17 protein-coding genes and 1 pseudogene are annotated in these 22,637 nt (G+C 74.5%); 12 read left to right on the top strand and 6 right to left on the bottom strand.

Features of this window, described 5'->3' with window-relative positions; translation table 11 throughout:
* The first annotated feature begins 326 nt into the window (after nucleotides 1-326).
* Complete coding sequence (gene leuS, locus ACFY23_RS08080; protein ID WP_350684767.1) at nucleotides 327-3,164, top strand: leucine--tRNA ligase; 2,838 nt, start codon at nucleotides 327-329, stop codon at nucleotides 3,162-3,164.
* An 81-nt stretch (nucleotides 3,165-3,245) separates the two neighbouring features.
* Here the strand turns inward: leuS and ACFY23_RS08085 are convergent, their stop codons facing one another.
* Both ACFY23_RS08085 and ACFY23_RS08090 read right to left on the bottom strand, forming a co-directional pair.
* Nucleotides 3,246-4,100, bottom strand: a complete 855-nt coding sequence (locus ACFY23_RS08085) for an ABC transporter permease subunit (protein ID WP_350684766.1) — start codon at nucleotides 4,098-4,100, stop codon at nucleotides 3,246-3,248.
* On the bottom strand, nucleotides 4,097-5,011 hold the full coding sequence (locus ACFY23_RS08090; RefSeq protein ID WP_387036563.1) for an ABC transporter ATP-binding protein: 915 nt from the start codon (nucleotides 5,009-5,011) through the stop codon (nucleotides 4,097-4,099). Before ACFY23_RS08090 ends, ACFY23_RS08085 begins: the two co-directional genes overlap by 4 nt.
* 132 nt (nucleotides 5,012-5,143) lie before the next feature.
* Here ACFY23_RS08090 and ACFY23_RS08095 point away from each other — a divergent pair, with 132 nt between their 5' ends.
* Both ACFY23_RS08095 and ACFY23_RS08100 read left to right on the top strand, forming a co-directional pair.
* Nucleotides 5,144-6,400 carry a sensor histidine kinase gene (locus ACFY23_RS08095; RefSeq protein ID WP_350684764.1) on the top strand — a complete coding sequence of 419 codons (1,257 nt, stop codon included), beginning with the start codon at nucleotides 5,144-5,146 and terminating at the stop codon, nucleotides 6,398-6,400.
* On the top strand, nucleotides 6,397-7,053 hold the full coding sequence (locus tag ACFY23_RS08100) for a response regulator transcription factor (RefSeq protein ID WP_350684763.1): 657 nt from the start codon (nucleotides 6,397-6,399) through the stop codon (nucleotides 7,051-7,053). The genes ACFY23_RS08095 and ACFY23_RS08100 overlap by 4 nt, the downstream gene beginning before the upstream one ends.
* A 124-nt stretch (nucleotides 7,054-7,177) precedes the next feature.
* Here ACFY23_RS08100 and ACFY23_RS08105 read toward each other — a convergent pair whose 3' ends face one another.
* From ACFY23_RS08105 to ACFY23_RS08120, 4 genes are read right to left on the bottom strand one after another with little or no spacing between them, the layout of a single operon-like run.
* A complete protein-coding gene (locus tag ACFY23_RS08105; protein ID WP_350684762.1) occupies nucleotides 7,178-8,026 on the bottom strand; it encodes a phosphotransferase in 849 nt (282 codons plus the stop codon).
* Nucleotides 8,023-8,784 (bottom strand): VTT domain-containing protein, encoded by a 762-nt coding sequence (locus ACFY23_RS08110; protein ID WP_350684761.1) that lies wholly within the window; start codon nucleotides 8,782-8,784, stop codon nucleotides 8,023-8,025. The genes ACFY23_RS08105 and ACFY23_RS08110 overlap by 4 nt, the downstream gene beginning before the upstream one ends.
* Entirely contained in the window at nucleotides 8,781-9,503 is a 723-nt protein-coding gene (locus ACFY23_RS08115; RefSeq protein ID WP_350684760.1) for a glutamine amidotransferase, read from the bottom strand. Before ACFY23_RS08115 ends, ACFY23_RS08110 begins: the two co-directional genes overlap by 4 nt.
* Nucleotides 9,493-10,740, bottom strand: coding sequence for a MurT ligase domain-containing protein (locus tag ACFY23_RS08120; RefSeq protein ID WP_350684771.1), 1,248 nt, complete (start codon nucleotides 10,738-10,740; stop codon nucleotides 9,493-9,495). Before ACFY23_RS08120 ends, ACFY23_RS08115 begins: the two co-directional genes overlap by 11 nt.
* A 354-nt stretch (nucleotides 10,741-11,094) precedes the next feature.
* On the opposite strand from ACFY23_RS08120, the gene mraZ reads away from it, so the two are divergent.
* The 9 genes and pseudogenes from mraZ (at nucleotide 11,095) to murG (ending at nucleotide 22,601) form a co-directional block, all read left to right on the top strand.
* The gene (gene mraZ / locus ACFY23_RS08125; protein ID WP_350684759.1) at nucleotides 11,095-11,526 is read left to right on the top strand and encodes a division/cell wall cluster transcriptional repressor MraZ; all 432 of its coding nucleotides are present in this window, start codon (nucleotides 11,095-11,097) and stop codon (nucleotides 11,524-11,526) included.
* A 203-nt stretch (nucleotides 11,527-11,729) separates the two neighbouring features.
* Nucleotides 11,730-12,843 (top strand): annotated as a pseudogene (gene rsmH, locus ACFY23_RS08130) (16S rRNA (cytosine(1402)-N(4))-methyltransferase RsmH).
* Nucleotides 12,833-13,438 carry a hypothetical protein gene (locus ACFY23_RS08135; RefSeq protein ID WP_350684758.1) on the top strand — a complete coding sequence of 202 codons (606 nt, stop codon included), beginning with the start codon at nucleotides 12,833-12,835 and terminating at the stop codon, nucleotides 13,436-13,438. Before rsmH ends, ACFY23_RS08135 begins: the two are co-directional and overlap by 11 nt.
* A 5-nt stretch (nucleotides 13,439-13,443) precedes the next feature.
* Nucleotides 13,444-15,642 (top strand): penicillin-binding protein 2, encoded by a 2,199-nt coding sequence (locus ACFY23_RS08140; RefSeq protein ID WP_350819047.1) that lies wholly within the window; start codon nucleotides 13,444-13,446, stop codon nucleotides 15,640-15,642.
* A 52-nt stretch (nucleotides 15,643-15,694) separates the two neighbouring features.
* Nucleotides 15,695-17,257 carry a UDP-N-acetylmuramoyl-L-alanyl-D-glutamate--2,6-diaminopimelate ligase gene (locus ACFY23_RS08145; RefSeq protein ID WP_350685954.1) on the top strand — a complete coding sequence of 521 codons (1,563 nt, stop codon included), beginning with the start codon at nucleotides 15,695-15,697 and terminating at the stop codon, nucleotides 17,255-17,257.
* Nucleotides 17,254-18,651 (top strand): UDP-N-acetylmuramoyl-tripeptide--D-alanyl-D-alanine ligase, encoded by a 1,398-nt coding sequence (gene murF, locus ACFY23_RS08150; protein WP_350685956.1) that lies wholly within the window; start codon nucleotides 17,254-17,256, stop codon nucleotides 18,649-18,651. Before ACFY23_RS08145 ends, murF begins: the two co-directional genes overlap by 4 nt.
* Entirely contained in the window at nucleotides 18,648-19,772 is a 1,125-nt protein-coding gene (gene mraY, locus ACFY23_RS08155) for a phospho-N-acetylmuramoyl-pentapeptide-transferase (RefSeq protein WP_350819045.1), read from the top strand. The genes murF and mraY overlap by 4 nt, the downstream gene beginning before the upstream one ends.
* Before the next feature lie 307 nt (nucleotides 19,773-20,079).
* Nucleotides 20,080-21,492 carry a putative peptidoglycan glycosyltransferase FtsW gene (locus tag ACFY23_RS08160; RefSeq protein WP_350685962.1) on the top strand — a complete coding sequence of 471 codons (1,413 nt, stop codon included), beginning with the start codon at nucleotides 20,080-20,082 and terminating at the stop codon, nucleotides 21,490-21,492.
* A complete protein-coding gene (murG, locus tag ACFY23_RS08165) occupies nucleotides 21,492-22,601 on the top strand; it encodes an undecaprenyldiphospho-muramoylpentapeptide beta-N-acetylglucosaminyltransferase (RefSeq protein ID WP_350685958.1) in 1,110 nt (369 codons plus the stop codon). The genes ACFY23_RS08160 and murG overlap by 1 nt, the downstream gene beginning before the upstream one ends.
* Nucleotides 22,602-22,637: the final 36 nt, after the last annotated feature.

A 22,637-nucleotide genomic window follows, 5' to 3' on the forward strand; every position in this document is an offset into this window, starting at 1 on the left:
CCCGGATCGAGCTCCGTCCCGACTCGTGGTAGCGGGCGGCGTGCGGGATGGGACGGCGGGTACACTCCCGGTCATGGCCGGAGTCTTCCTGCTTCTTACCGGGCCGTGCTGATGCGCTGACGCGCGACAGCACGGCGGCCCCTCCTGCGCGAGGGGCTTTTTTGTGCCCTCCGCCGGGCACCCCGGCGGTCGGCCCGGCGCCGGCCCCGACGGCACGGTGCCGGGGGAGCAGACCCGATCCATACCGACATGACCGCGCCGAGCGAGGTCAGCATCCAGCCCGGCCGTGGCGTGGCCGGCGGCGACGAGCGAAGCGAGGAGACGCCATGAGTGAGGCAGCAGCGGCGGGCGACATTCCCCCGTTCCGGTACACCGCGGCCCTGGCCGAGGAGATCGAGCAACGCTGGCAGGACATCTGGGCGCGGGAGGGCACCTTCCACGCTCCCAACCCGACCGGCCCGCTGGCCGATCCCGGCCACCCCCGGGCCGGGGCCGAGAAGCTGTACGTGCTGGACATGTTCCCGTACCCGTCGGGCGCCGGTCTGCACGTCGGGCACCCGCTGGGCTACATCGGCACCGACTGCTTCGCCCGCTACCAGCGGATGGCGGGGCGCAACGTGCTGCACGCGATGGGCTTCGACGCGTTCGGCCTGCCCGCCGAGCAGTACGCGGTGCAGACCGGCACGCACCCGCGGACCACGACCGTGGCCAACATCGAGCGCTACAAGGCGCAGCTGCGCCGGCTGGGCCTGGCCCACGACGAGCGCCGCTCGGTCGCCACCATCGACACCGACTTCTACCGCTGGACCCAGTGGATCTTCCTGCAGGTCTTCAACTCCTGGTACGACACCGAGGCGAAGCGGGCCCGTCCGATCGCCGAGCTGATCGCCGAGTTCGAGGGCGGCAACCGGCCCACGCCCGACGGCCGGCCGTGGGCGGAGCTGTCCGTCGCCGAGCGGCGGGCCGTCGTCGACGACCACCGGCTGGCGTACGTGTCGCAGGCCCCGGTCAACTGGTGCCCCGGGCTGGGCACCGTGCTGGCCAACGAGGAGGTCACCGCCGACGGCCGCTCCGAGCGGGGCAACTTCCCGGTCTTCAAGCGCAACCTGAAGCAGTGGATGATGCGGATCACCGCGTACGGTGACCGGCTGCTGGACGACCTGGACACGCTGGACTGGCCCGAGCCGATCAAGCTGATGCAGCGCAACTGGATCGGCCGCTCCACCGGCGCGCACATCGACTTCCCGACCACGGCCGAGCCGATCCGGGTGTTCACCACCCGTCCGGACACCGTCTTCGGCGCGACCTACATGGTGCTGGCGCCGGAGCACGAGCTGGTCGACGCGCTGGTGCCGGCGGCCTGGCCGGAGGGCACGAAGGACGCGTGGACCGGCGGGCACGCCAACCCCCGGGCGGCCGTGGAGGCGTACCGCAAGGCGGCGGCGGCCAAGACCGACGTGGAGCGGCAGGCCGAGACGAAGGAGAAGACCGGCGTCTTCGTCGGGGCGTACGCCACCAACCCGGTGAACGGCGCGCAGATCCCGATCTTCATCGCGGACTACGTGCTGGCCGGCTACGGCACCGGCGCGATCATGGCGGTGCCCGCCCAGGACGAGCGGGACTGGGCGTTCGCCGAGGTCTTCGACCTGCCGATCGTGCGCACCGTGCAGCCGTCGGAGGGCTTCGACGGCAAGGCGTACACCGGGGACGGCCCGGCGATCAACAGCGCCGCGCCCGACCGCGGCCTGGACCTGAACGGCCTGGGGGTCGCCGACGCCAAGGCCCGGATCATCGAGTGGCTGGAGGCCAACGGGCACGGCGCCGGCGCGGTGACCTACCGGCTGCGCGACTGGCTGTTCTCCCGGCAGCGCTACTGGGGCGAGCCGTTCCCGATCGTGTACGACGAGACCGGCGCCGCGATCGCCCTGCCGGAGGAGATGCTGCCGGTCGAGCTGCCCGAGGTGGACGACTTCTCGCCACGCACCTTCGACCCGGAGGACGCCGCCAGCAACCCGGAGACCCCGCTGTCGCGCCGGCGCGACTGGGTCGAGGTGGAGCTGGACCTGGGCGACGGCCCGAAACGCTACACCCGCGAGACCAACGTGATGCCGCAGTGGGCCGGCTCCTGCTGGTACGAGCTGCGCTACCTGGACCCGACCAACTCGGAGCGGTTCGTCGACGCGGAGAACGAGCGGTACTGGATGGGGCCGCGCGGCGAGGGCGACTGCGGGGGCACCGACCTGTACGTCGGCGGCGCCGAGCACGCCGTGCTGCACCTGCTGTACGCCCGGTTCTGGCACAAGGTGCTGTACGACCTGGGCCACGTCTCGTCGTTCGAGCCGTTCCGCAAGCTGTTCAACCAGGGCTACATCCAGGCGTACGCGTACACCGACGCCCGGGGCGCGTACGTGCCCGCCGAGGACGTGACCGAGCGCGACGGCGGCTTCTACCTGGGCGACACGGCCGTCAAGCGCGAGTACGGCAAGATGGGCAAGTCCCTGAAGAACGTGGTCACCCCGGACGAGATGTGCGCCGCGTACGGCGCGGACACCTTCCGGGTCTACGAGATGTCGATGGGTCCCCTGGAGGTGTCCCGCCCGTGGGAGACCCGGGCGGTGGTCGGCTCGTACCGCTTCCTGCAGCGGGTCTGGCGGGCGGTCGTCGACGAGCAGACCGGCGAGCTGCGGGTCACCGACGCGCCCGCCGACTCCGCGACCCGGCGGCTGCTGCACAAGGTGGTCGACGGGGTCCGCGGCGACATGGAGGCGATCCGGTTCAACACCGCGATCGCCAAGCTGATCGAGCTGACCAACGGGCTGACCCGGCTGTCGGAGACTCCGCGCGAGGTGGCCGAGCCGCTGGTGCTGATGCTGGCGCCGTTCGCCCCGCACGTGGCCGAGGAGCTGTGGCGCCGGCTGGGGCACGACACCTCCCTGACGTACGCGGACTTCCCGACCGCCGACCCGGCGCTGCTGGTGGCCGAGACGGTGACCTACCCGGTGCAGATCAACGGCAAGGTGCGGGGCCGGGTCGAGGTCCCCGCCGACGCCTCCGAGGAGACCGTCCGCGCGGCGGCCCTGGAGGCGGTCGCGGCGTCCCTGGCCGGCAAGGAGCCCCGCAAGGTCATCGTCGTCAAGGGCCGCATGGTCTCCGTCGTCGCCTGACTTCGGTGTAAGGAAGGGCCCCTTCCTATCGTTTTTGGATAGGAAAGGGCCCTTCCTTACACCTCGGCGGCGGCGGGGCGGCTACGGGTCGCGACGGTGGACGACGGCCACGGCGACCAGCGTCGCGGCCAGGGACCAGCCGGCGAACGCGAGCCAGGAGCCGGTGACGGTGGCCGGGAACCGGTCCGGGTACAGGACGTCGGGGTGCACCTCGATCAGCCGTTGCCAGGCCGGGACGGGCAGCACGTGCCGGAGTTCGGCGATCCACCGGTGCTTGTCGCTGTCCACCACCAGCGGCAGCAGCACGAGCAGCACGGTGGCCGCCACGACGGCCCCGGCGGCGTGCCGGATCACCGCGCCCAGCCCCATCCCGATCAGCGCGCAGACCGGCACCAGCAGGGCACTGCCCAGGACCGCCCGCGCCACCCCCGGATCGCCGATCGACCAGCCGGCGTCCCGCCCGGACAGGATCGCCTGGGACGCCCAGAACGCGGTCGCCGCGGTGACCAGGCCCAGCACGAGCATCACCGCGGTCAGCACGGCCGCCTTCGCGACCACCACCGACCAGCGGGCGGGAACGGCGGCGAACGTGGCCCGGATCAGCCCGCTCTGGTACTCGCCGACGACGGTCAGCGCGCCGACGCTGGTGGCGGCGAGCATCAGCAGCAGGTAACCGGCCTCGGGGAAGGCGTCCCGCGCCGGCCCGTACAGGTGGAACATCTCCCGCGTCCCGTCCGGGTACCTCGGCCAGTTCCGGTAGTCGGCGAGGCTGGCGTGCACGCTCACCCCGACGACGAAGAGGAACACCAGCGGCAGCGTCCACCGGGTCGAGCGCAGCGACCACAGCTTGATCCACTCGGCGGCGAGCAGGTCGCGGAACCGGGCCGGCGCCGCGGTCACGGTCGACCGGTGGGTCGGTTCGATCATGGTGGTCATCGGGTCTCCTCGCCGGCGTGGTACTCGACGCTGGCGGCGGTGAGTTCCATGAACGCCTCCTCCAGCGAGGCGGTGCGGGTGGTCAGTTCGTGCAGCCCGATGCCGTGGGCCAGCGCGAGGTCGCCGATCCGGGCGGCCGTCAGACCGGCCACGACGAGCGCCCCGGCGTCGGCCGGTACGACCTGCGCACCCTCGGCCGCCAGCACGGCGGTTAGCGCGGCCGGGTCGGGCGTACGTACGGTCACGCTGGCGCGGGTGCTGCGGGCGGCGAACTCGGCGAGGCTCTGCTCCGCGATCAGCACGCCCCGGCCGATCACCACGAGCCGGTCGGCGCAGTGCTCCATCTCGCTCATCAGGTGGCTGGACACGAAGACCGTCCGGCCCTCGGCGGCCAGCCGCCGGAACAGGTCCCGCACCCAGCGCACCCCCTCCGGGTCCAGGCCGTTGAACGGCTCGTCGAACAGCAGCACCGGCGGGTCGCCGAGCAGCGCGGCGGCGATGCCGAGCCGCTGCCGCATGCCGAGGGAGAAGCCGCCGATCCGCCGCCCGGCCGCGCCGGCCAGGCCGACCTCCCGCAGCACCTCGTGCACCCGGCCACGGCCGATGCCGTTGCTGCGGGCCAGCGCGGACAGGTGGGCCAGCGCGCTGCGCCCGCCGTGCACGTCCGCCGCGTCCAGCAGCGCCCCGGCGTGGTGCAGGCCGCGCGGCCGATCGGCGAACCGGACGCCGTCCACCGTCACCGTCCCACTGGTCGGGGTGGTGAGGCCGAGGATCATCCGCAGGGTGGTGGACTTGCCGGCGCCGTTCGGGCCGAGGAACCCGGTGACGTGGCCGGGGCGCACTGTCAGGCTCAGGGTGTCGACGGCCGTCGTGGGTCCGTACCGTTTCGTCAGGGCGTTCAGTTCGATCACCCGGTCCACGCTGCCGGGCGGCGGGCCGCTGATCGTCCGGCCGCGGGCCACATCCGACGGCCCGTGACCCGCCCCGGGGCGTACGCCCGTGGGCCGATGTCCGGGCGGCGGCCGGCTGGCTACCGTGTGCGGATGGACGTCACCCTGCCGCTGCCGCGCCGCGCCCCGGCGCTGGTGCGCACGGCGCTGACCTGGGCCGGCGTCGCCGCGCTGCCGGTCGTCGTGCTGCTCGCCCCGCGTATGGCGTCGAGCCGGGCCGGCATCGGGTTCGGCGACTGGTGGCTCCCCGAGCGCTACCTGGTGCCGCTACTGGTCGTGGCCGCGCCAGCCGGGCTGCTGCGGCGCCGCCCGCCGCTCGCCCTGGGGCTGATGCTCGCCGGGGCGTGCCTGGTCACCGTGGTCGTCAGCGTCCCGGAGCCCGGCTATCTCCGCGACATCTGGCACGTGCAGTTCCTCGCCGTCGACGCGGTGCTGGGGCTGGTCGCGGCGCGCCGGCCCCGGCGCGTCTCGGTGCCGGCCGCCGCCGTGGTGCTCGCGGCGCAGGTCACCGCCAGCTTCGTGAGCCTCTCCCCGGGACCGCTGAGCCGGGCCGTCCTCACCGTGGCAGCGGTCGTCACCGCGTGGACGGTCGGCGACTCGGTACGGGCGCGCCGCCGGCACGCCGAGGCGTTACGGTCGCACGCCGCCGCCGAGGCGGTCACCGCCGAGCGGCTGCGCATCGCCCGCGAACTGCACGACATGGTCGCCCACAGCATCGGGGTCATCGCCATCCAGGCCGGCGTCGGCGCCCGGGTCATCGAGACACAACCGGCGCAGGCGCGCGCCGCGCTCGCCACCATCGAGCAGACCAGCCGGGAGACCCTGGCCGGCCTGCGGCGTACGCTCGGCGCCCTGCGCCGGCCGCAGTCGGAGACGGCGCCGCTGGACCCGACGCCCGGGCTGGACGACCTCGACCGGCTGGTCACGGCCGCCGCCGACGCCGGCGTACGGGTGGAGCTGCGACGCGGCGGGGAACGGCGACCGGTGCCGGCCGACCTCGACCTCGCGGCGTTCCGGATCGTCCAGGAGGCGCTCACCAACGTGGTCCGCCACGCGGGCACCGACCGGTGCCGGGTCACCGTCACGCACGGTCCCGGTGAGGTGACGGTGGAGATCGTCGACGACGGCCGGGGCGGTCGGGTCCCGGGCGAGGGCCACGGGATCGTCGGCATGCGGGAACGGGTCGCCCTGCTGGGCGGCCGGTTCCGCGCCGGACCGCGCCCCGAGGGCGGCTTCCGGGTGGCGGCCCGGCTGCCGGTGCCGGATGCGGGCCCGTCGCGGGTGTCGGAGGCGGATCGGTCAGCGGTGCCGGTGGCGGCCCGGCTGTCGGCGCCGGAGGCGGGCCGGTGACCGTCCGGGTGGTGCTCGCCGACGACCAGCCGCTGGTCCGCGCCGGCCTGCGGGTGCTCATCACCGACGCCCCCGACATCGACGTCGTCGGCGAGGCCGGCACCGGCGCCGAGGCCGTCCGGCTGGCCAGAGACCTCGCGCCCGACGTGGTCCTGATGGACCTGCGGATGCCCGGCACGGACGGCATCCAGGCCACCCGCGCGATCACCGCGCACGGCGGGCCGACCCGCGTCCTCGTGCTCACGACCTTCGACGACGACGCGCACGTGCACGCCGCCCTGCGCGCCGGCGCGAGCGGCTTCCTCGTCAAGGACATGGCGCTCGACGACATCCTCGCCGCCGTCCGGGTGGTGGCCGCCGGGGACGCGCTGATCGCCCCCGGGGTCACCCGCCGGCTCATCGCCGAGTTCGCCCGCCGTCCCGCGCCGGCCGTCCCGTCGCGGTCCCTCGACGGCATCACCGAACGGGAGCGCGAGGTGCTCACTCTGGTCGGCCGGGGCCTGTCCAACGGCGAGATCGCCGCCCAGCTCGTGATCAGCGTGTCCACCGCCAAGGCACACGTGGCCCGCCTGTTCACCAAGCTCGGCGCCCGGGACCGGGTGCATCTCGTGATCGCCGCCTACGAGGCCGGCCTGGTGTCCCCGACGGCGTGACGCGCCGGCCGGGCGGGACGGGGCCGTGGCCGGCCGTGGCCCCGGGGGCGTTCAGGAGCGGCACGACCGTCACCGAGGTCCGGGACGGTCAGCGCGGCACGACCGTCACCGAGGTCCGGCACGGTCAGCGCAGCACGACCGCCGCCACCGTGGCCCGGTGGTCGGTGAGCCAGGCGTGCCAGCCGCGGATCATCGGCGGCACTGCGGCGTCGCGCAGCCGGCGCATGCTCTCCTCACCCCGGTCCGCGCCGGCCTCGATGCCCCGCCAGGTGCCGTCGAGCTGGCCGAGCATGACGTCGACCAGCTCGGCGCGGGGCAGCGCGAGCGGCCCGGCGCCGGCCGCCTCGTAGGCGTCGCAGAGCAGCCGGGCACGCCGGCCCAGCTCCGCCGGGTCGGCGCCCGGCCCCAGCTCCGCCCAGTGCCAGGCGGCGAAGGCGACGTCCTCGATCCGCCGCCCCGGCCCGGCCAGGTCCCAGTCGAGGAACGCCACCGGCAGCAGACCGGCCGGGCCGTCGCGGTACACCGTGTTCTTCGGGGACAGGTCGCGGTGGCAGACCGTCTCGGCGTCCCCGGCCAGCGTGCTGCCGGCGCACGCGTCGTGCAGTCGCCGGATCAGCTCCGCCAGCCTGGTCAGCGCCGGGTCGGCGAAGTATGCCGGATCCTCCCGGTCACGCCAGGGCACCCGGCCGTCGACGTGGCTGAGCACCTGCCGGCCCTGCTCGTCGACGCCGAGATACCGGGGAGCCAGGCCCGCGTCCGTCCGCTCCAGGTGGGCCAGCAGCGCGACGACGAAGGCGGCGTTCTCCGCGAGGGCGCGCCGGACGGTGTCGCCGACCCGGACGACCTCGGTGACGAAGCCGCCGGGCAGCCGCTCCTCGCTGAGGGCGAAGTCGGCGGCGGGGGCGGAACCGGCCGGTCGCCGCGTGCCGTGTGCCGGCGCGGCGTCCCCGCCCGGCCCGGGTTGCCCGCTCACCGCCCCGGGGCCGGGTCGAGGCGACGCGCCCGCTCGGCGCGCCACCAGCGTCGGACCAGCACCACGCTGGCGACCAGGCCGAGCGCGGCCGGGGCGGCGGCGAACCAGTTCACGTCGCCCGGGGAGGTGGCCGCCGCGCCCACCGCCGCGTACCCGAAGGCGGTGGGCGCGGAGGCGAGCACGCTGCCCGCCAGGAACGGCAGCACCCGGGCGCCGGTGGTGCCGTAGCCGTAGCTGACCAGGCCGAAGCCCGCGATCGGCAGCAGCCGCACGGTGACCACGCCGAGGACGCTCTGTCTGGCGAACCAGCCGTCCAGCCGGGCCAGCCGGCCCCGCACCCGTTCGGCGACGAACTCCCGCCCGAGGACGCGGCCGACCGTGAAGCCCAGCGCCGCCGCCAGCAGCGCGGCGCCGAGCGCGTACGCGGCGCCCTCCAGCGCACCGAAGATCGCTCCCGAGGCGAGCGTGACGAAGGTCCGGGGGACGAGCGCGACGAGCAGCAGCGCCCCGCCGGCGACCGCCGCCACGGGGGCGAGGTCGCCCAGCCGGTCGGCCAGCCGGGGCAGTTCCCCGGCCTCGGGCAGGTCGACGACGAGCAGCGCCGCCCCGAACGTGGCGAGCATGAGCAGCAGCAGCCCGAACCGGAGAGCCGACGGCGTGACGGCGGCCGGGACACCGCGCCGCCCGACCTCCGCCTCGCCCGTGCCGGGATCCCCCGACCACCGCTTCCACGACAGCCGCCGGGCGGCGGGGCTCATGCCCGGGCGGCGGCGGCCACCGCGGCGCGGCGCTCGGCGCGGAGCCGGTCCGGCCAGGTGTCGTCCAGCGGCGGGAGCTGGTGCACGCCGGTGGCCCAGCGCAGCAGCAGGTCGGCCAGGGCCGGGTTGCGGGCCAGGGCCGGGCCGTGCGAATACGTGCCGAGCAGCTTGCCCCGCCACGCCCCCTCGGTGGCGCCGTCGTTGCCGACGCCGGCGGTCACCCGGGCCAGCGGGGAGACGCCGGGGCCGAGGTGGGTGCGGCCGCCGTGGTTCTCGAACCCGGTCAGCGCCGGCACGCCGAGCCGCGGGTCGACGTCGCCGGCCAGCTCCCCGACGGCACGGGTCGGCCCGCGGTCGGAGGAGAGGTCGAGCAGTTCCAGCCCGGCGCACCGGGTGCCCTTGGCGAAGAAGGAGGTGCCGAGGAGTTGGTAGCCGGCGCAGACACCGAACACGACCGAGCCCTGGGCGACGGCCCGGTGCAGACCGCCGTCGGCGAGCAGCCGCTGCGCGCCGAGCGCCTGCGGGCCGTCCTCGCCGCCGCCGATGAGGTAGATGTCGGCGGTGGCGGGGAGGCGCTGGTCGGAGCGGACCTCAAGCACCTCGACCGGGAACCCGCGCAGCCGCGCCCGGCGGGCGAGGATCAGGGCGTTGCCCCGGTCGCCGTAGGTGGAGAGCAGGTCGGGGTAGATCCAGACGATACGCAGGCTCTCAGTTGACACGGTCCAACTCCGCTCGGATGTCCTGGAACGCGGTGTAGTTCGCGATGACCTCCAGGCGGCCCGGAGGCACCGCCCGGACGGCGTCGGAGAACGTCCGCACGTGCTGGAACGGCACGTCGTTGACCTCCAGCCGCACCGCCAGGTCGTACGCGCGGTCGCCGGTGATCAGCACCTGCCGGCCGCGCAGCGGGGCGAAGTCGACGTCGAACAGCCAGGAGGTGTCGAGCCCGTCGGGGTCGCGGGCGTTGATGGAGAGCAGGGTCGGCGCCTCGTCGGCCATGTCGAACGCCTCCAGCCAACTGGCCGGGTTCTTCGCCAGCAGCAGCCGGATGTTGCGCCCGTCCCGGTCGACCTGGGCGTAGCGGCCGGCGACGGAGGTGACGGTGCCGAGCTGGAGCACCGCGTCCACCGGCCGGACGCCGAACTCGGCGGCGACGGCCAGCGCGGTCGCGGCGTTGCCGAGGTTGACCTTGCCGGGGAGCTGGAGCTTGACCTTGTGCCAGGCGCCGGTCGGGTCGACCACGCCGTCGTCCTCCACCGTCCACTGCGGCTGGGGGCGGCGCAGCGGGCAGCCGCTGCACCACCACTGGTCGCCGGAGCGCTGGATGGTCGAGCCGCACTCGGGGCAGACCCACGAGTCGTCGTGCCAGCGCTGCCCGGCGCTGAACCAGGTGACCTGCGGCGGGGCGATGCGGTGGTCGTGGTTGGGCGGCGGCGTCGCGGCCCACACCACCATCGGGTCGTCGGCGTTGGCGACGATGCGGACGTCGGTGTGCCGGACCAGCGCGGCGCGCCAGAGCTGCGCCATCATGGCGACCTCCTTGGCCCGGTCGAGCTGGTCGCGGGAGAGGTTGAGCAGTGCCACCACGTGCGGATCGGTGGCCTCCAGCACCTGGGCGAGGTAGTGCTCGTCGACCTCCAGCACCGCGTAGGGGGTGCTCCCGGCCTTGGCCAGCGCGGAGGTGTGCCCGGTCGGCATGTTGGCGCCGAAGGAGTTGGTGGCGACCCGGCCGAGCACCCCGACCGCCGCGGCGGTGAGCCGGGTGGTGGTCGTCTTGCCGTTGGTGCCGGAGACCAGGGCGATGGCGCGCCCGGCCGACAGGTGGGCCAGCAGGTCGGGATCGATCTTCAGGCCGATCCAGCCGCCGATCACCGAGCCGTCGCCGCGGCCCGCGGCCCGCGACAGCGCCGCGGCGGTCCGCGACACCGAGCTGGCCACCTTCGCCCGCAGGGGCATCTTCGCGTCCGTCACCCGAGCGAGGTTACCGGACCGGCGGGCCCACCAGATCGCCGCGGACGGCGAACCGTTCGGCCGGGGCGGCCCGGCGGGGTGGCCGGATCACGCTCAGCCGGACGGAGTCGATCTATGTCGGAAAGCGGACCGGCTCCGGCGACCCCCGCGGCCCCCACTCCGCTCCACCCCCTCTGACGTGCGGTTTCGCCCGGCAAAAGGGCGCGCCACGCGGGTGATTCTGGTTGCGGGTGGAGGGAAGTGGAGTAGAGTGGGGCGCGATGGTGAGGCCGGGAGGGCCCACCGGCCCGGGGGGTCAGCGGCGCCGCGAACGCCGCTCAAGGGCGAGGGGGTTGGGCCGTGTTCCTCGGCACCCACACCCCGCGCCTGGACGACAAAGGCCGGTTGATCCTTCCGGCGAAGTTCCGGGACGAGCTGGCGGGGGGTGTCGTGATCACCAAAGGGCAGGAGCGTTGCCTGTACGTGTTCCCGATGTCCGAGTTCCAGCGGATCGCGGAGCAGTTGCGCGCGCAGCCGATGACGCACAAGGCGGCCCGGGCCTACAGCCGGGTCTTCTTCGCCAGCGCGCACGACGAGGTGCCCGACAAGCAGGGCCGGGTGACGATCCCGGCCCACCTGAGGTCGTACGCCGCCCTCGACCGGGACCTGGTCGTGATCGGCGCGAGCACCCGGGTGGAGATCTGGGACAAGGCCGCCTGGGAGAACTACCTCGCGGAGAGCGAAGACGACTTCGCCGACATCGAGGAGGGGGTGCTGCCCGGCGGTCTGTAGGGCGTGACGACGCCCGACGTACTGCGAGATCTCCACCCGCTTTCGAGTTCCTGGCGCCCCTTCCCCGGTGCCAGGCGCACGATCCGATGGGAGGGCCGCGGCCTCCGGCGGGCGGGAGCGGATGGGGATCTGGCGGTATGACGGCACGGCGTCGTCCGACGACAGGCACATGAGGGACGAGGTTTCAACCAGTGGGGGTCGACATGGGGGAGCTACGCGGCACGCACGTGCCGGTGCTGCTCGAGCGGTGTCTCGAGTTGCTGGCCCCCGCGCTGGGCCGGGGCGGGCGGACGGTCCATGTCGACGCGACGCTGGGCCTGGCCGGGCACGCCGAGGCGGTGCTGGAGGCGCATCCGGAGACGGTGCTCATCGGGCTGGACCGGGACACCGAGGCGCTCGCCCACGCGCGCGTCCGCCTGGCCCGCTTCGCCGACCGCGTCCACCTGGAGCACGCCGTCTACGACGAGCTGCCCGAGGTGCTCGACCGGCTCGGCTACCCGGGGATCGACGGGATCCTGTTCGACCTGGGGGTCTCGTCGCTGCAACTCGACGCGCCCGACCGCGGGTTCGCGTACGCGCAGGACGCCCCGCTGGACATGCGGATGGACCAGACCCGGGGGGTGACCGCCGAGGAGGTGGTCAACACCTACTCCCACCCGGACCTGGCCCGGGTGCTGCGGGTCTACGGCGAGGAGAAGTTCGCCGGCCGGATCGCCTCGGCGATCATCCGGGAGCGCGAGCGGGCCCGGATCACCTCGTCGGCGCGGCTGGCGGAGCTGGTCCGGGAGTCGATTCCGGCACCAGCCAGACGAACCGGGGGACACCCGGCAAAGAGAACGTTTCAGGCTTTACGGATCGAGGTAAACAGGGAACTGGCAGCGCTGGAGACGGCGCTGCCGGCCGCGCTCGACAAGCTCAACGTGGGTGGCCGCATGGTGGTCCTGTCCTACCACTCGCTGGAGGACCGGCTGACCAAGGCGGCGCTCGCCGACCGGGTCCGCAGCAAGGGCCCGGTCGACCTCCCGGTCGAACTGCCCGGGTCGGGTCCGACGTTCCGGCTGCTGAGCCGGGGCGCCGAACTGCCCGGGGAGCGGGAGGTCGCCGCGAACCCGCGGGCCGCCTCGGTGCGCCTGCGGGCCGCGGAGCGGCTCGATCCGGACGCGGCGCAGCAGGGGCGTACCGACCGCGAACGGTACCGCCGGCGGGTCAAGGCGATGCACCAACCGGGGGCGGGGTCCACCGGATCCGAGACGGGTCCGACAGACCCCGGGGGACGGGACAGGGACGGACGAAGAGGGGGAGGGACATGACGAATGACAAGCGCGACCGCCGGGACGTGACCGGCGGCGGGCAGCGCGCACCGCGGTCGGGGGGCCGGATCGCGGCGGAGCGGGCCACGCGCACCGGGACCGGCGCGCCGCGGGCGGACCGGACGAGCCGGCTGGGGGAGACTCGCGCCCGGGGGGCGCGCGAGTTCCCGACGCAGGGCAGTGCCGCGCTGCGGCCGGCCGAGCGGGGCGGCGCCACCGCGGCGCGTCCGCCCCGGCTGCGGGTGGCGCCGCCGCCGCCGGTGAAGGTGCCGCGGGCGCCGTTCGCGGCGCTGGTGGTGGTGATGGTGGTCGGCGGGGTGCTGGGCATCCTGCTGGTCAACACGAAGATCAACGAGAACGCGTTCCGACTGGAGAAGCTCCAGGAGCAGCAGGCCAAGCTCGACCTGGAGCAGCAGCAGCTCAACAAGCAGATCGCCGACGCGGAGGCCCCGGGCAACCTGGAGGCCGAGGCCCGCCGCCTCGGCCTGGTGGAGGCGGGCGAGCCGGCCTACATCCGGCTGCCCGACGGCAAGGTCATCGGTGTGCCGCAGCCGGCCGACGGCCAGCCGTCGATCACCAGCCAGCAGGGCGCGGGAGGCTGACGACCGTGCCACCGAGATCGGAGGAACCGCGCCGGGACGCCACAGGCTCCCGGCGCGGTTCGTCCCGCGACGTGGGTGGCCGGGGCGCCGAGCGGCGTTCCGGCGAGCCGGGGGCCGGTGGCATCTCCGACGCCCGGGCGTACACCCCGCGGGGCCGCACCGTCCGCGAGCAGCGCGCCGGCGCCCGGGGCGAGCGCGACGACGACGCCGGCCGCGCCGAGCAGCGCCGGACCCCGCGCAGCACCCGCTCCGGCGACCCGTTCCGCCCCGCCCTCCAGGTGCTCGACGGCGGGCGCGCGGGCGCCGGCCGGACCGGCCGCCGGGAGGCGGCGGGCCGCTCCGGCGTCGTCCGCACCGTCACCCCGCGCGGCCCGCGCCACGACGACGAGCCGCCGGCACCCCGCCGCGCGCCGCGCCGGCCCGACCGCCCGGCCGCCCGGCGACCGTCACGCAAGCCGCCGAAACCGCCGCGGCTGGCCGAGCCCGGCCGCCGGCTGCGGCTGGGCACCGTGCTGACCCTGGCGCTGTTCGCCGTCATCGGCATCCGGCTGGTCGTCCTCCAGGCCGTGGACACCCCGGCGTACGCGGGCGGCGGCGTGGCCGACCGGCTGCGCACCGTCACCCTGCCGGCGGCGCGGGGGGCGATCTACGACCGGGACGGCGCCCCGCTGGCGCACAGCGTCGAGGCGCGGTACGTCTACGCCGACCCGACCCGGGTCAAGGACATCCAGGGCACCGCGAAGGCGCTCTCCCCGCTGCTCGGCATCCCGGCCTCCGAGCTGGCCGAGCGGATGCAGCCGCGCAAGCGGCTCAACGGCGACGACTCCGAGTTCGAGTACCTGGCCCGGGGGGTGGACATCGACCGGGCCCGGCAGATCACCGCGCTGGAGCTGCCCGGCATCGGCACCCACCGCGACGAGCGGCGCGAGGTGCCCGGCGGCGACCTGGCCGCCAACCTGCTCGGCTTCACCAGCCAGGACATGGTCGGGCTGGAGGGGCTGGAGGCCCGCTACGACGACGTGCTGCGCGGCGAGGACGGCAAGCGGGTCTACGAGGTCGGCCTCGGCGAGCTGGCCGCCCCGATCCCCGGCGGCTACAGCGTGACGACGAAGGCCAAACCGGGCAGCTCCCTGACGCTCACCGTCGACCGCGACCTCCAGTTCATGGTGCAGCGGATGCTGGCCCGGCACATGGCGCAGAGCAAGGGCAGCACCGGCGCGGCCGTGGTCATCGAGGTCGGCACCGGCGAGGTGCTGGCCCAGGCCAGCTACCCCACCTACAACGCGGCGAAGCCCGAGGAGAGCGACCCGACCGACCGGGAGGACGCGGCCACCAGCTTCGTGGTCGAGCCCGGGTCGGTGCACAAGGCGATCACCTTCGGCGCCGCCCTGCAGGAGCGGGTCATCACGCCGGACACGACGCTGCCGATCGCCAACGCGATCCGCAGGGGCGACACCTGGTTCGCCGACACCCACCCGGCCGGCGGCCGGCGGATGAGCCTGCCCGGCATGATGGCGTACTCCTCGAACGTGGGCACCATCGAGATCGCCGACAAGCTCGGCCGGGAACGCCTGATCGACTACCAGAAGCGGTTCGGTCTCGGCGAGCCGACCGGGGTCGGCATGCCCGGCGAGGCCAGCGGCCGGCTGCTGCCGGCCGACGAGTGGAGCGGGTCGTCGGACGGGTCCGTGCCGATCGGGCACAGCGTCGACGCCACGCCGCTGCAGATGGCCGCCGTCTACGCGACGATCGCCAACAACGGCACGTACATCCAGCCGCGCCTGGTCAAGGAGGTGATCGGGCCGGACGGGAAGCGCACCCCGACCGAGCCCCCGGTCACCCGATCGGTGCTCAGCCCGGAGAACGCCGCCGCCCTGCGCACCATCCTGGAGGCGGTGACCACCGTCGAGGACGGCACCGGCGGGGCCGCCGCGATCCCCGAGTGGCGGGTCGCCGGCAAGACCGGCACCGGCTGGCGGCTGGTCGACGGGCGCAAGCGGCCCGGCGAGGTGGCCTCGTTCATCGGCATGGCTCCGGCCGAGAACCCCCGCTACGTGATCGCGGTCTTCGCGCACACACCCGCCGGCGGCGGCGGGGACATCGCCGCGCCGGCGTTCCGGGAGATGATGCAGTTCACGCTGCGTCACTACGGCGTGCCGCCGAGTGGGGAGAAGGCCCCGAAGTTCACGGTCTATCCGCGCTGAGCGGGCATGCCGGGACATCATCGGTGAGTGCGGACGAACCACCGGGGCGGCTGTGCGGCCGGAACCGGACGACCGGGTAGGGTCTGACGCCGTGCCCGGCAATCCTCGTCCCCGTACCGTGATCGGCACCCGGCTCGGCGACCTCGCCGCCCGGCTCGCCGTAGACCCCCCGGAGGGGGCCGCTGAGCTGGTGGTGACCGGGGTGACCCACGCCAGCCAGGAGGTCCGCCCCGGCGACCTGTACGCGGCCCTGCCGGGCGCGCGCCGGCACGGCGCGGAGTTCGCCGCCGGCGCCGCGGCGGCCGGCGCGGTGGCCGTGCTGACCGACCCGGCGGGCGCCCCGGCCGTGGCCGAGGCGGGCCTGCCGGCGCTCGTGGTCGCCGACCCGCGCGCGGTGCTGGGCACCCTCGCCTCGGCCGTCTACGGCGACCCGACCGAGGAACTGACGGTGATCGGGGTGACCGGCACGGCCGGCAAGACCTCCACCGCCTACCTGGTCGAGTCGGGCCTGCGCGCCGCCGGCCACACCACCGGCCTGATCGGCACCGTGGAGACCCGCCTCGGCGACCTGGTGGTCGACAGCGTGCGCACCACGCCCGAGGCGACCGACCTGCACGCGATGCTGGCCGCCGCCCGCGAGCGCGGCGTCACCGCCGTGGTCATGGAGGTCTCCAGCCACGCCCTGGCGATGGGCCGGGTCGGCGGCGTCCGGTTCACCGTCGGCGGCTACACCAACTTCGGCTCCGACCACCTGGACTTCCACGCCGACTCGGCGGACTACTTCGCCGCGAAGGCGCAGCTCTTCGACGGGCGCTGCGCGGTGGAGGTGCTCAACCACGACGACCCGGCGCTGAAGCCGCTGTACAAGCCGGCGACGGTGACCTACTCGGCGGCCGGCGACCCGACCGCCACCTGGTGGGCCGACGAGGTCGGCGGCGAGGGGTACGCGCAGCGCTTCACGGTGCACGGCCCGGACGGGCTGACCCTGCCGGCCGGGGTGGCGCTGCCCGGGCGACACAACGTGGCCAACGCCCTGCTGGCCGTCGCCGTCCTGGTCGCCGCCGGGGTGGACCCGAAGACCGCCGCCGCCGGCGTGGCCGCCTGCGGCGGGGTGCCCGGCCGGCTGGAGCTGGTGGCCGCCCCGGGGCCGGTGCGCGGCGTGGTCGACTACGCGCACAAGGCGGACGCGATCGTCGCCGCGCTGGCCGCGCTGCGGGAGTTCGGCGCCGGCCGGCTGATCTGCGTCATCGGCGCCGGCGGCGACCGCGACCGGGGCAAGCGGCCGGTGATGGGCGCCGCCGCGGCGGAGGGAGCGGACGTGGTGCTGGTGACCGACGACAACCCGCGTACGGAGGACCCGGCGGCGATCCGGGCCGAGGTGCTCGCCGGAGCCCGCCGGGCCGGCACGGCCGCCCGGGTCGAGGAGGTGCCCGACCGTCGGGCGGCCATCGACGCGGCGGTCCGGCTGGCCGAGCCGGGCGACGTCGTCGCGGTGCTCGGCAAGGGCCACGAACGTGGGCAGGAGATCGGCGGCGAGGTGCACCCGTTCGACGACCGCACCGAGCTGGCCGACGCGCTGCGCGCCCGGTTCGCCGACCCGGCGGGTCAGCGGTGATCGCGCTCAGCCTGGCCGAGGTCGCCTCGGTGGTCGACGGGCGGCTCGCCGCCGCCGACCCGGACGTCACGGTCACCGGCCCGGTCGAGTTCGACTCCCGCAAGGTGCGCGAGGGCGCGCTCTTCGTGGCCTTCCCCGGCGAGAAGGTGGACGGGCACGACTACGCCGCCGCCGCGGTGCGGGCCGGCGCGGTCGCGGTGCTCGGCACCCGCGAGGTGCCGGGCGTGCCGATGGTGCTGGTCGACGACGCGCTGGCGGCGATGGGCCGGCTGGCCCGCGCGGTGGTCGACCGGCTGCCCGGGCTCACCGTGATCGGGCTGACCGGATCCTCCGGCAAGACCACCACCAAGGACCTGATCGCCCAGCTCGCCGCGCGGCTCGGCCCGACGGTCGCCCCGCCCGGCTCGTTCAACAACGAGCTGGGGCACCCGTACACGGCGTTGCAGGCCGGGCCGGAGACCCGCTACCTGGTGATGGAGAAGGGCGCCCGCGGGGTGGGGCACGTGCGCTACCTGTGCGACGTGGTGCCGCCGCGGATCTCCGTGGTGCTCAACGTCGGGGTGGCGCACATCGGCGAGTTCGGCTCGGTGGAGACGATCGCGCTGGCCAAGGGGGAGCTGGTCGAGGCGCTGCCCGCCGACGGCCTGGCCGTGCTGAACGCCGACGACCCGCTGGTCGACGCGATGGCCACGCGGACCGTCGCCCGGGTGATCCGCTACGGCGAGGCGGCGCACGCCGACGTGCGGGCCGAGGACGTGACGCTGGACGACCGGGGCCGCGCCGCGTACACCCTGGTCACCCCGGAGGGGACCGCGCCGGTGCGGCTCGGGCTGACCGGCCGGCACCAGGTCTCCAACACCCTCGCCGCCGCGGCGGTGGCCCGCGAGCTGGGCATGCCGCTGGCCGAGACGGCGATCGCGCTGGGCGCGCTGGGGTTGGTCTCCACCCGTCGGATGGACGTCTTCGAACGCGCCGACGGGGTGACCGTGATCGACGACTCGTACAACGCCAACCCCGCCTCGATGGCGGTCGCGCTGCGCGCGCTGGCCGGCATCGGACGGGAGCGGCGCACCGTCGCGGTGCTCGGCTACATGGCCGAGCTCGGCCCGTTCGAACGCGACGGGCACGCCGAGGTCGGCCGGCTCGCGGCCGAGCTGGGCGTCGACCGGCTGCTCGTGGTGGGCGAGCCGGCCGCGCCGATCCACGAAGGCGCGACATCGGTAGGTGACTGGGGAGGAGAGTCGGTGCTGCTCACCGATCAGGCGGCGGCCGTCGAGATGCTGCGGGGCGAACTACGACCGGGCGACGTCGTCCTGGTGAAGGGCTCCCGGTACCGCACGTGGGAGGTGGCCGACGCGCTGCGCGCCGACGCCGGTGAGGAGACCGCCTCATGAGGGCGGTCATCGTCGCCGTCGGGGTGGCCTTCCTGATCTCGCTCTTCTGCACCCCGATCGCGATCAAGGTCTTCACGCGCCTCAAGGCCGGCCAGCCGATCCGGGCCGAGGGCCCGGCGATGCACCAGGGCAAGAAGGGCACGCCGACGATGGGCGGCGTGGTGTTCATCCTCGCCACGGTCATCGCGTACGTGGCCGGCCACCTGGCCCTGACCACCCTGCCGGACGCGCAGATCGCCCAGGTCGAGCCGACGATCACCGCCCTGGTGCTGCTGGGGCTGATGGTCTTCTCCGGCGCCGTCGGCTTCATCGACGACTTCCTCAAGGTGCGCAAGCGGCACAGCGGCGGGCTCAACAAGCGCGGCAAGCTGCTCGGCCAGATCCTGGTCGGGGCGGTCTTCGGGGTGGTGGCGCTCTACTTCCCGAGCACCATGACCGACGCCTCGGGCGCGGTGACCAACACCGAGACCGTGGGCAGCACGACGCTGAGCTTCATCCGGGACATCCCGGCGCTGGACGTCACCAAGATCGGCGCGGTGGTCATCTTCATCTTCGTGGTGATGGCCGCGACCAACGGCGTCAACCTCACGGACGGCCTGGACGGCCTCGCCACCGGCGCCTCGGTGATGGTCCTCGCGGCGTACGCGCTGATCGCGTTCTGGCAGTACCGGCACTGGTGCGCCGACCCCGACTACACCCAGGACTACTGCTACACCGTCCGGGACCCGCTGGAGATCGCGCTGATCGCCGGCGCGGCGGCCGGCGCCTGCGTCGGCTTCCTGTGGTGGAACACCTCGCCGGCACGGATCTTCATGGGCGACACCGGGGCCCTGGGCCTCGGCGGCCTGATCGCCGGCATGGCGATGTCCACCCGGACGATCCTGCTGCTGCCGATCATCGGCGGCCTCTTCGTGATCATCACGATGTCCGTGGTGATCCAGATCATCTCGTTCCGTACCACCGGCAAGCGGGTGTTCCGGATGTCGCCGCTGCAGCACCACTTCGAACTCGCCGGCTGGAGCGAGGTCAACATCGTGGTCCGGTTCTGGATCATCGCCGGCATCGGCGTGGCCATCGCGCTCGGCCTCTTCTACAGCGAGTTCCTCGCCAACATGACCTGAGCCGACCGGTCGGTCCCGCCGCGGGGCCCGGGCGCCGCGCGCCCGGGCCCCGTGTCACGTCCGGCCCGGGGAAGCGCACGCCGCCGCGCGCAGGCCCGACACGCCGACCGGCCGGTTGCGCCGGTGGCGACCCCGGGAAACCGCGATGATGGTCTGCGTGGGGGAGGGCAGAGGCATCGAGGGCACGACAGAGACGACGCCCCGGCGGTCACCCGGAGCCACCCGTACGCGCGACGCGCCCGCCGCGACGCGCGGGCCGGACGAGGCCGGCGGCCGGGCCCTGCGCGGGGTGGACGCCGCGGGCGGCCTGGCCGCGCTGCGCGGCCTGCTGGACCGTCCCCTGGCGTCCTACTACCTGCTGATCTCCAGCGCCGGCCTGCTGCTGGTGATCGGCCTGACGATGGTCTTCTCCGCGACCAGCGTGAAGGACTACGCCGAGGACGGGAACGCCACCACCTCGCTGGTCAAGCAGGCGATCTTCGCGGTGATCGGCATCGTCGCCTTCTGGGCCTGCCAGCGGCTGCCGGCGAAGACCTACCGGGTGCTCGGCCGGCCGCTGCTGTTCACCGCCGTCGGCCTGCTGCTGCTGCTCAACCTGCTGCTCGCGTACGCCCGGCTGACCGGCCAGGACTCCGCCCGGATCGGCCCGGTCGAGGCCCGGCTGCTCTGGCTCTTCATCGGCGGCATCCAGGTGCAGCCCTCCGAGTTGGCGAAGTTCGCCCTGGTGCTGTGGGGCGCGCACGTGATCGCCCGCAAGGGCGCCGCGCTGGGCTGGTGGCGGGAGCTGGCCACCCCCCTCTTCCCGGTCGTCGGCCTGCTCTTCGTCCTGGTCGGCTACAACGACCTCGGCACGATGCTCTGCCTGCTCGCCGTGGTCGTGGGGCTGCTCTGGGCGGCCGGGGTGCGGATGCGCGTCTTCGGCACCCTCTCGGTGCTCGGGCTGGTCGGCGTCAGTCTGCTGATCGCCGTGGCCTCGCTGGGCGCGGGCTCGGGTGAGCGCGGCGAGGAGAACTACCGCTTCGCCCGTCTGACGGCGTTCTTCAACCCGCCCGACCCGCAGGACTGCAAGCTCGAGGGCTGCTACCAGATCTACCAGGGGCGGCTGGCTATCGAGCACGGTGGCTGGTTCGGCGTCGGGCTCGGCAAGAGCAGCCTCAAGTTCGGCTGGCTGCCCGAGGCGCACAACGACTTCATCTTCGCGATCATCGCCGAGGAGTTGGGCGTGATCGGCTGCGTGGTGGTGCTCAGCCTGTTCGCCGTGCTGGCCTACACGGGCCTGCGGATCGCCCGCCGGGTCGATGATCCGTTCCGCCGGCTGGCCGCCGCCGCGGCGACCACCTGGCTGGTCAGCCAGGCCGTGATCAACATCGGCGGGGTGGTCGGGCTGCTGCCCATCACCGGCCTGCCGCTGCCGTTCATCTCCGACGGCGGAAGCGCCCTGGTCATCACGCTCGCCGCGATCGGCATGCTCGCGTCCTTCGCCCGCGCGGAACCCGACGCCGCCCGAGCGCTGCATGCCCGTCCGCCGGCCCGATGGGTCCGACTACTCTGGGCCCCGTTGCCGCCGCTACCCGGGCGGCGTCGCCGCCCGGCGTCGCCCCCGGCTGCCCGAGGGTCCGTGCCCCGGTCGCGGGAGCGGCGGCCCGACGACCAGGCCGCACCGCGCGGCGTCCGGCTCGCCCGGACCCGGCGCGGGTCGGCGGACGAGAGGAGACGTTGATGGGTCCGCTGCGTTCGGTGGTGCTCGCGGGAGGTGGCACCGGGGGACACATCTACCCGTTGCTCGCCTTCGCCGACTGCCTGCGCCGACACGACCCCGGCGTCCGGATCACCTGCCTGGGCACACCGAAGGGCCTGGAGAACGAGCTGATCCCGCCGCAGGGCTACGACCTGCGGCAGATCCCGGCCTACCAGCTTCCCCGGTCGGTCAACATGAACCTGGTCAAGACCCCGACCCGGATGTGGACCGCGGCCCGCGCCGCGGGCAAGGTGATCGACGAGGTGCGCGCCGACGTGGTGGTGGGCTTCGGCGGGTACGTCTCCGTGCCGGCCTACCTCGCGGCCTGGCGGCGCGAGCTGCCGATCGTGATCCACGAGGTGAACGTGCCGCCGGGCGTGGCCAACCGGCTCGGCATGAAGTTCACCAAGCACGTCGCCGTCGGCTTCCCGCACCAGCCCGCCCAGGCCGAGGCGCTGCGCGACGCCCGGGTCGTCGGCGTGCCGCTGCGCCGGGGCATCGCCGGCCTGGACCGGGTCGCCATGCGCAACGCGGCGCGGGCCCACTTCGGGCTCCGTCCCGACCTGCCGGTGCTCTTCGTCGCCGGCGGCTCGCAGGGCGCCCGCTCGATCAACCTCGCGGTGGCCGGGGCGGCCAAGGAACTCGCCCGCAACGGGGTGCAGGTGCTGCACGTGATCGGTGCCCGCAACGAGCCGGTGCCGGTCCCCACCGACCTGCCCGTCCCGTACGTGACGCTGCCGTACCTGTCCGAGATGGAGGCCGGCTACGCCGCCGCCGACCTGATGCTGGGCCGGGGCGGGGCGATGACCTGTGCCGAGGTGGCCGCGATCGGGCTGCCCACCATCTACGTGCCCTACCCGCACAGCAACCAGGAGCAGAAGCGCAACGCGCTGCCCGTGGTGGAGGCCGGCGGCGGGCTGCTCGTCGACGACGCCGAGCTGACCCCCGACTGGGTCGAGCGGACCGTCATCCCGCTGATCCGCGACCCGCACCGGCTCGCCGCCATGGGCGCCGCCGCGGCCGCGTACGGGCGCCGCGACGGCGACGAGGCGCTGCTCAACTTCGTCTACGAGGCGGTGGCGGCCCGATGAGGGCGCGGCCCGTCCGCCCCGAGGCCCGCGCCACCG

The organism is Micromonospora sp. NPDC000121 (assembly GCF_042899165.1).
GTDB lineage: Bacteria > Actinomycetota > Actinomycetes > Mycobacteriales > Micromonosporaceae > Micromonospora.

Coding starts and splice junctions, on each gene's coding strand:
- leuS (WP_350684767.1), top strand. CDS start 327: ATGAGTGAGGCAGCAGCGGCGGGCGACATTCCCCCGTTCCGGTACACC.
- ACFY23_RS08110 (WP_350684761.1), bottom strand. CDS start 8,784: ATGAGCCCCGCCGCCCGGCGGCTGTCGTGGAAGCGGTGGTCGGGGGAT.
- ACFY23_RS08085 (WP_350684766.1), bottom strand. CDS start 4,100: ATGACCACCATGATCGAACCGACCCACCGGTCGACCGTGACCGCGGCG.
- ACFY23_RS08120 (WP_350684771.1), bottom strand. CDS start 10,740: ATGCCCCTGCGGGCGAAGGTGGCCAGCTCGGTGTCGCGGACCGCCGCG.
- murG (WP_350685958.1), top strand. CDS start 21,492: ATGGGTCCGCTGCGTTCGGTGGTGCTCGCGGGAGGTGGCACCGGGGGA.
- ACFY23_RS08135 (WP_350684758.1), top strand. CDS start 12,833: ATGACGAATGACAAGCGCGACCGCCGGGACGTGACCGGCGGCGGGCAG.
- mraY (WP_350819045.1), top strand. CDS start 18,648: ATGAGGGCGGTCATCGTCGCCGTCGGGGTGGCCTTCCTGATCTCGCTC.
- ACFY23_RS08095 (WP_350684764.1), top strand. CDS start 5,144: ATGGACGTCACCCTGCCGCTGCCGCGCCGCGCCCCGGCGCTGGTGCGC.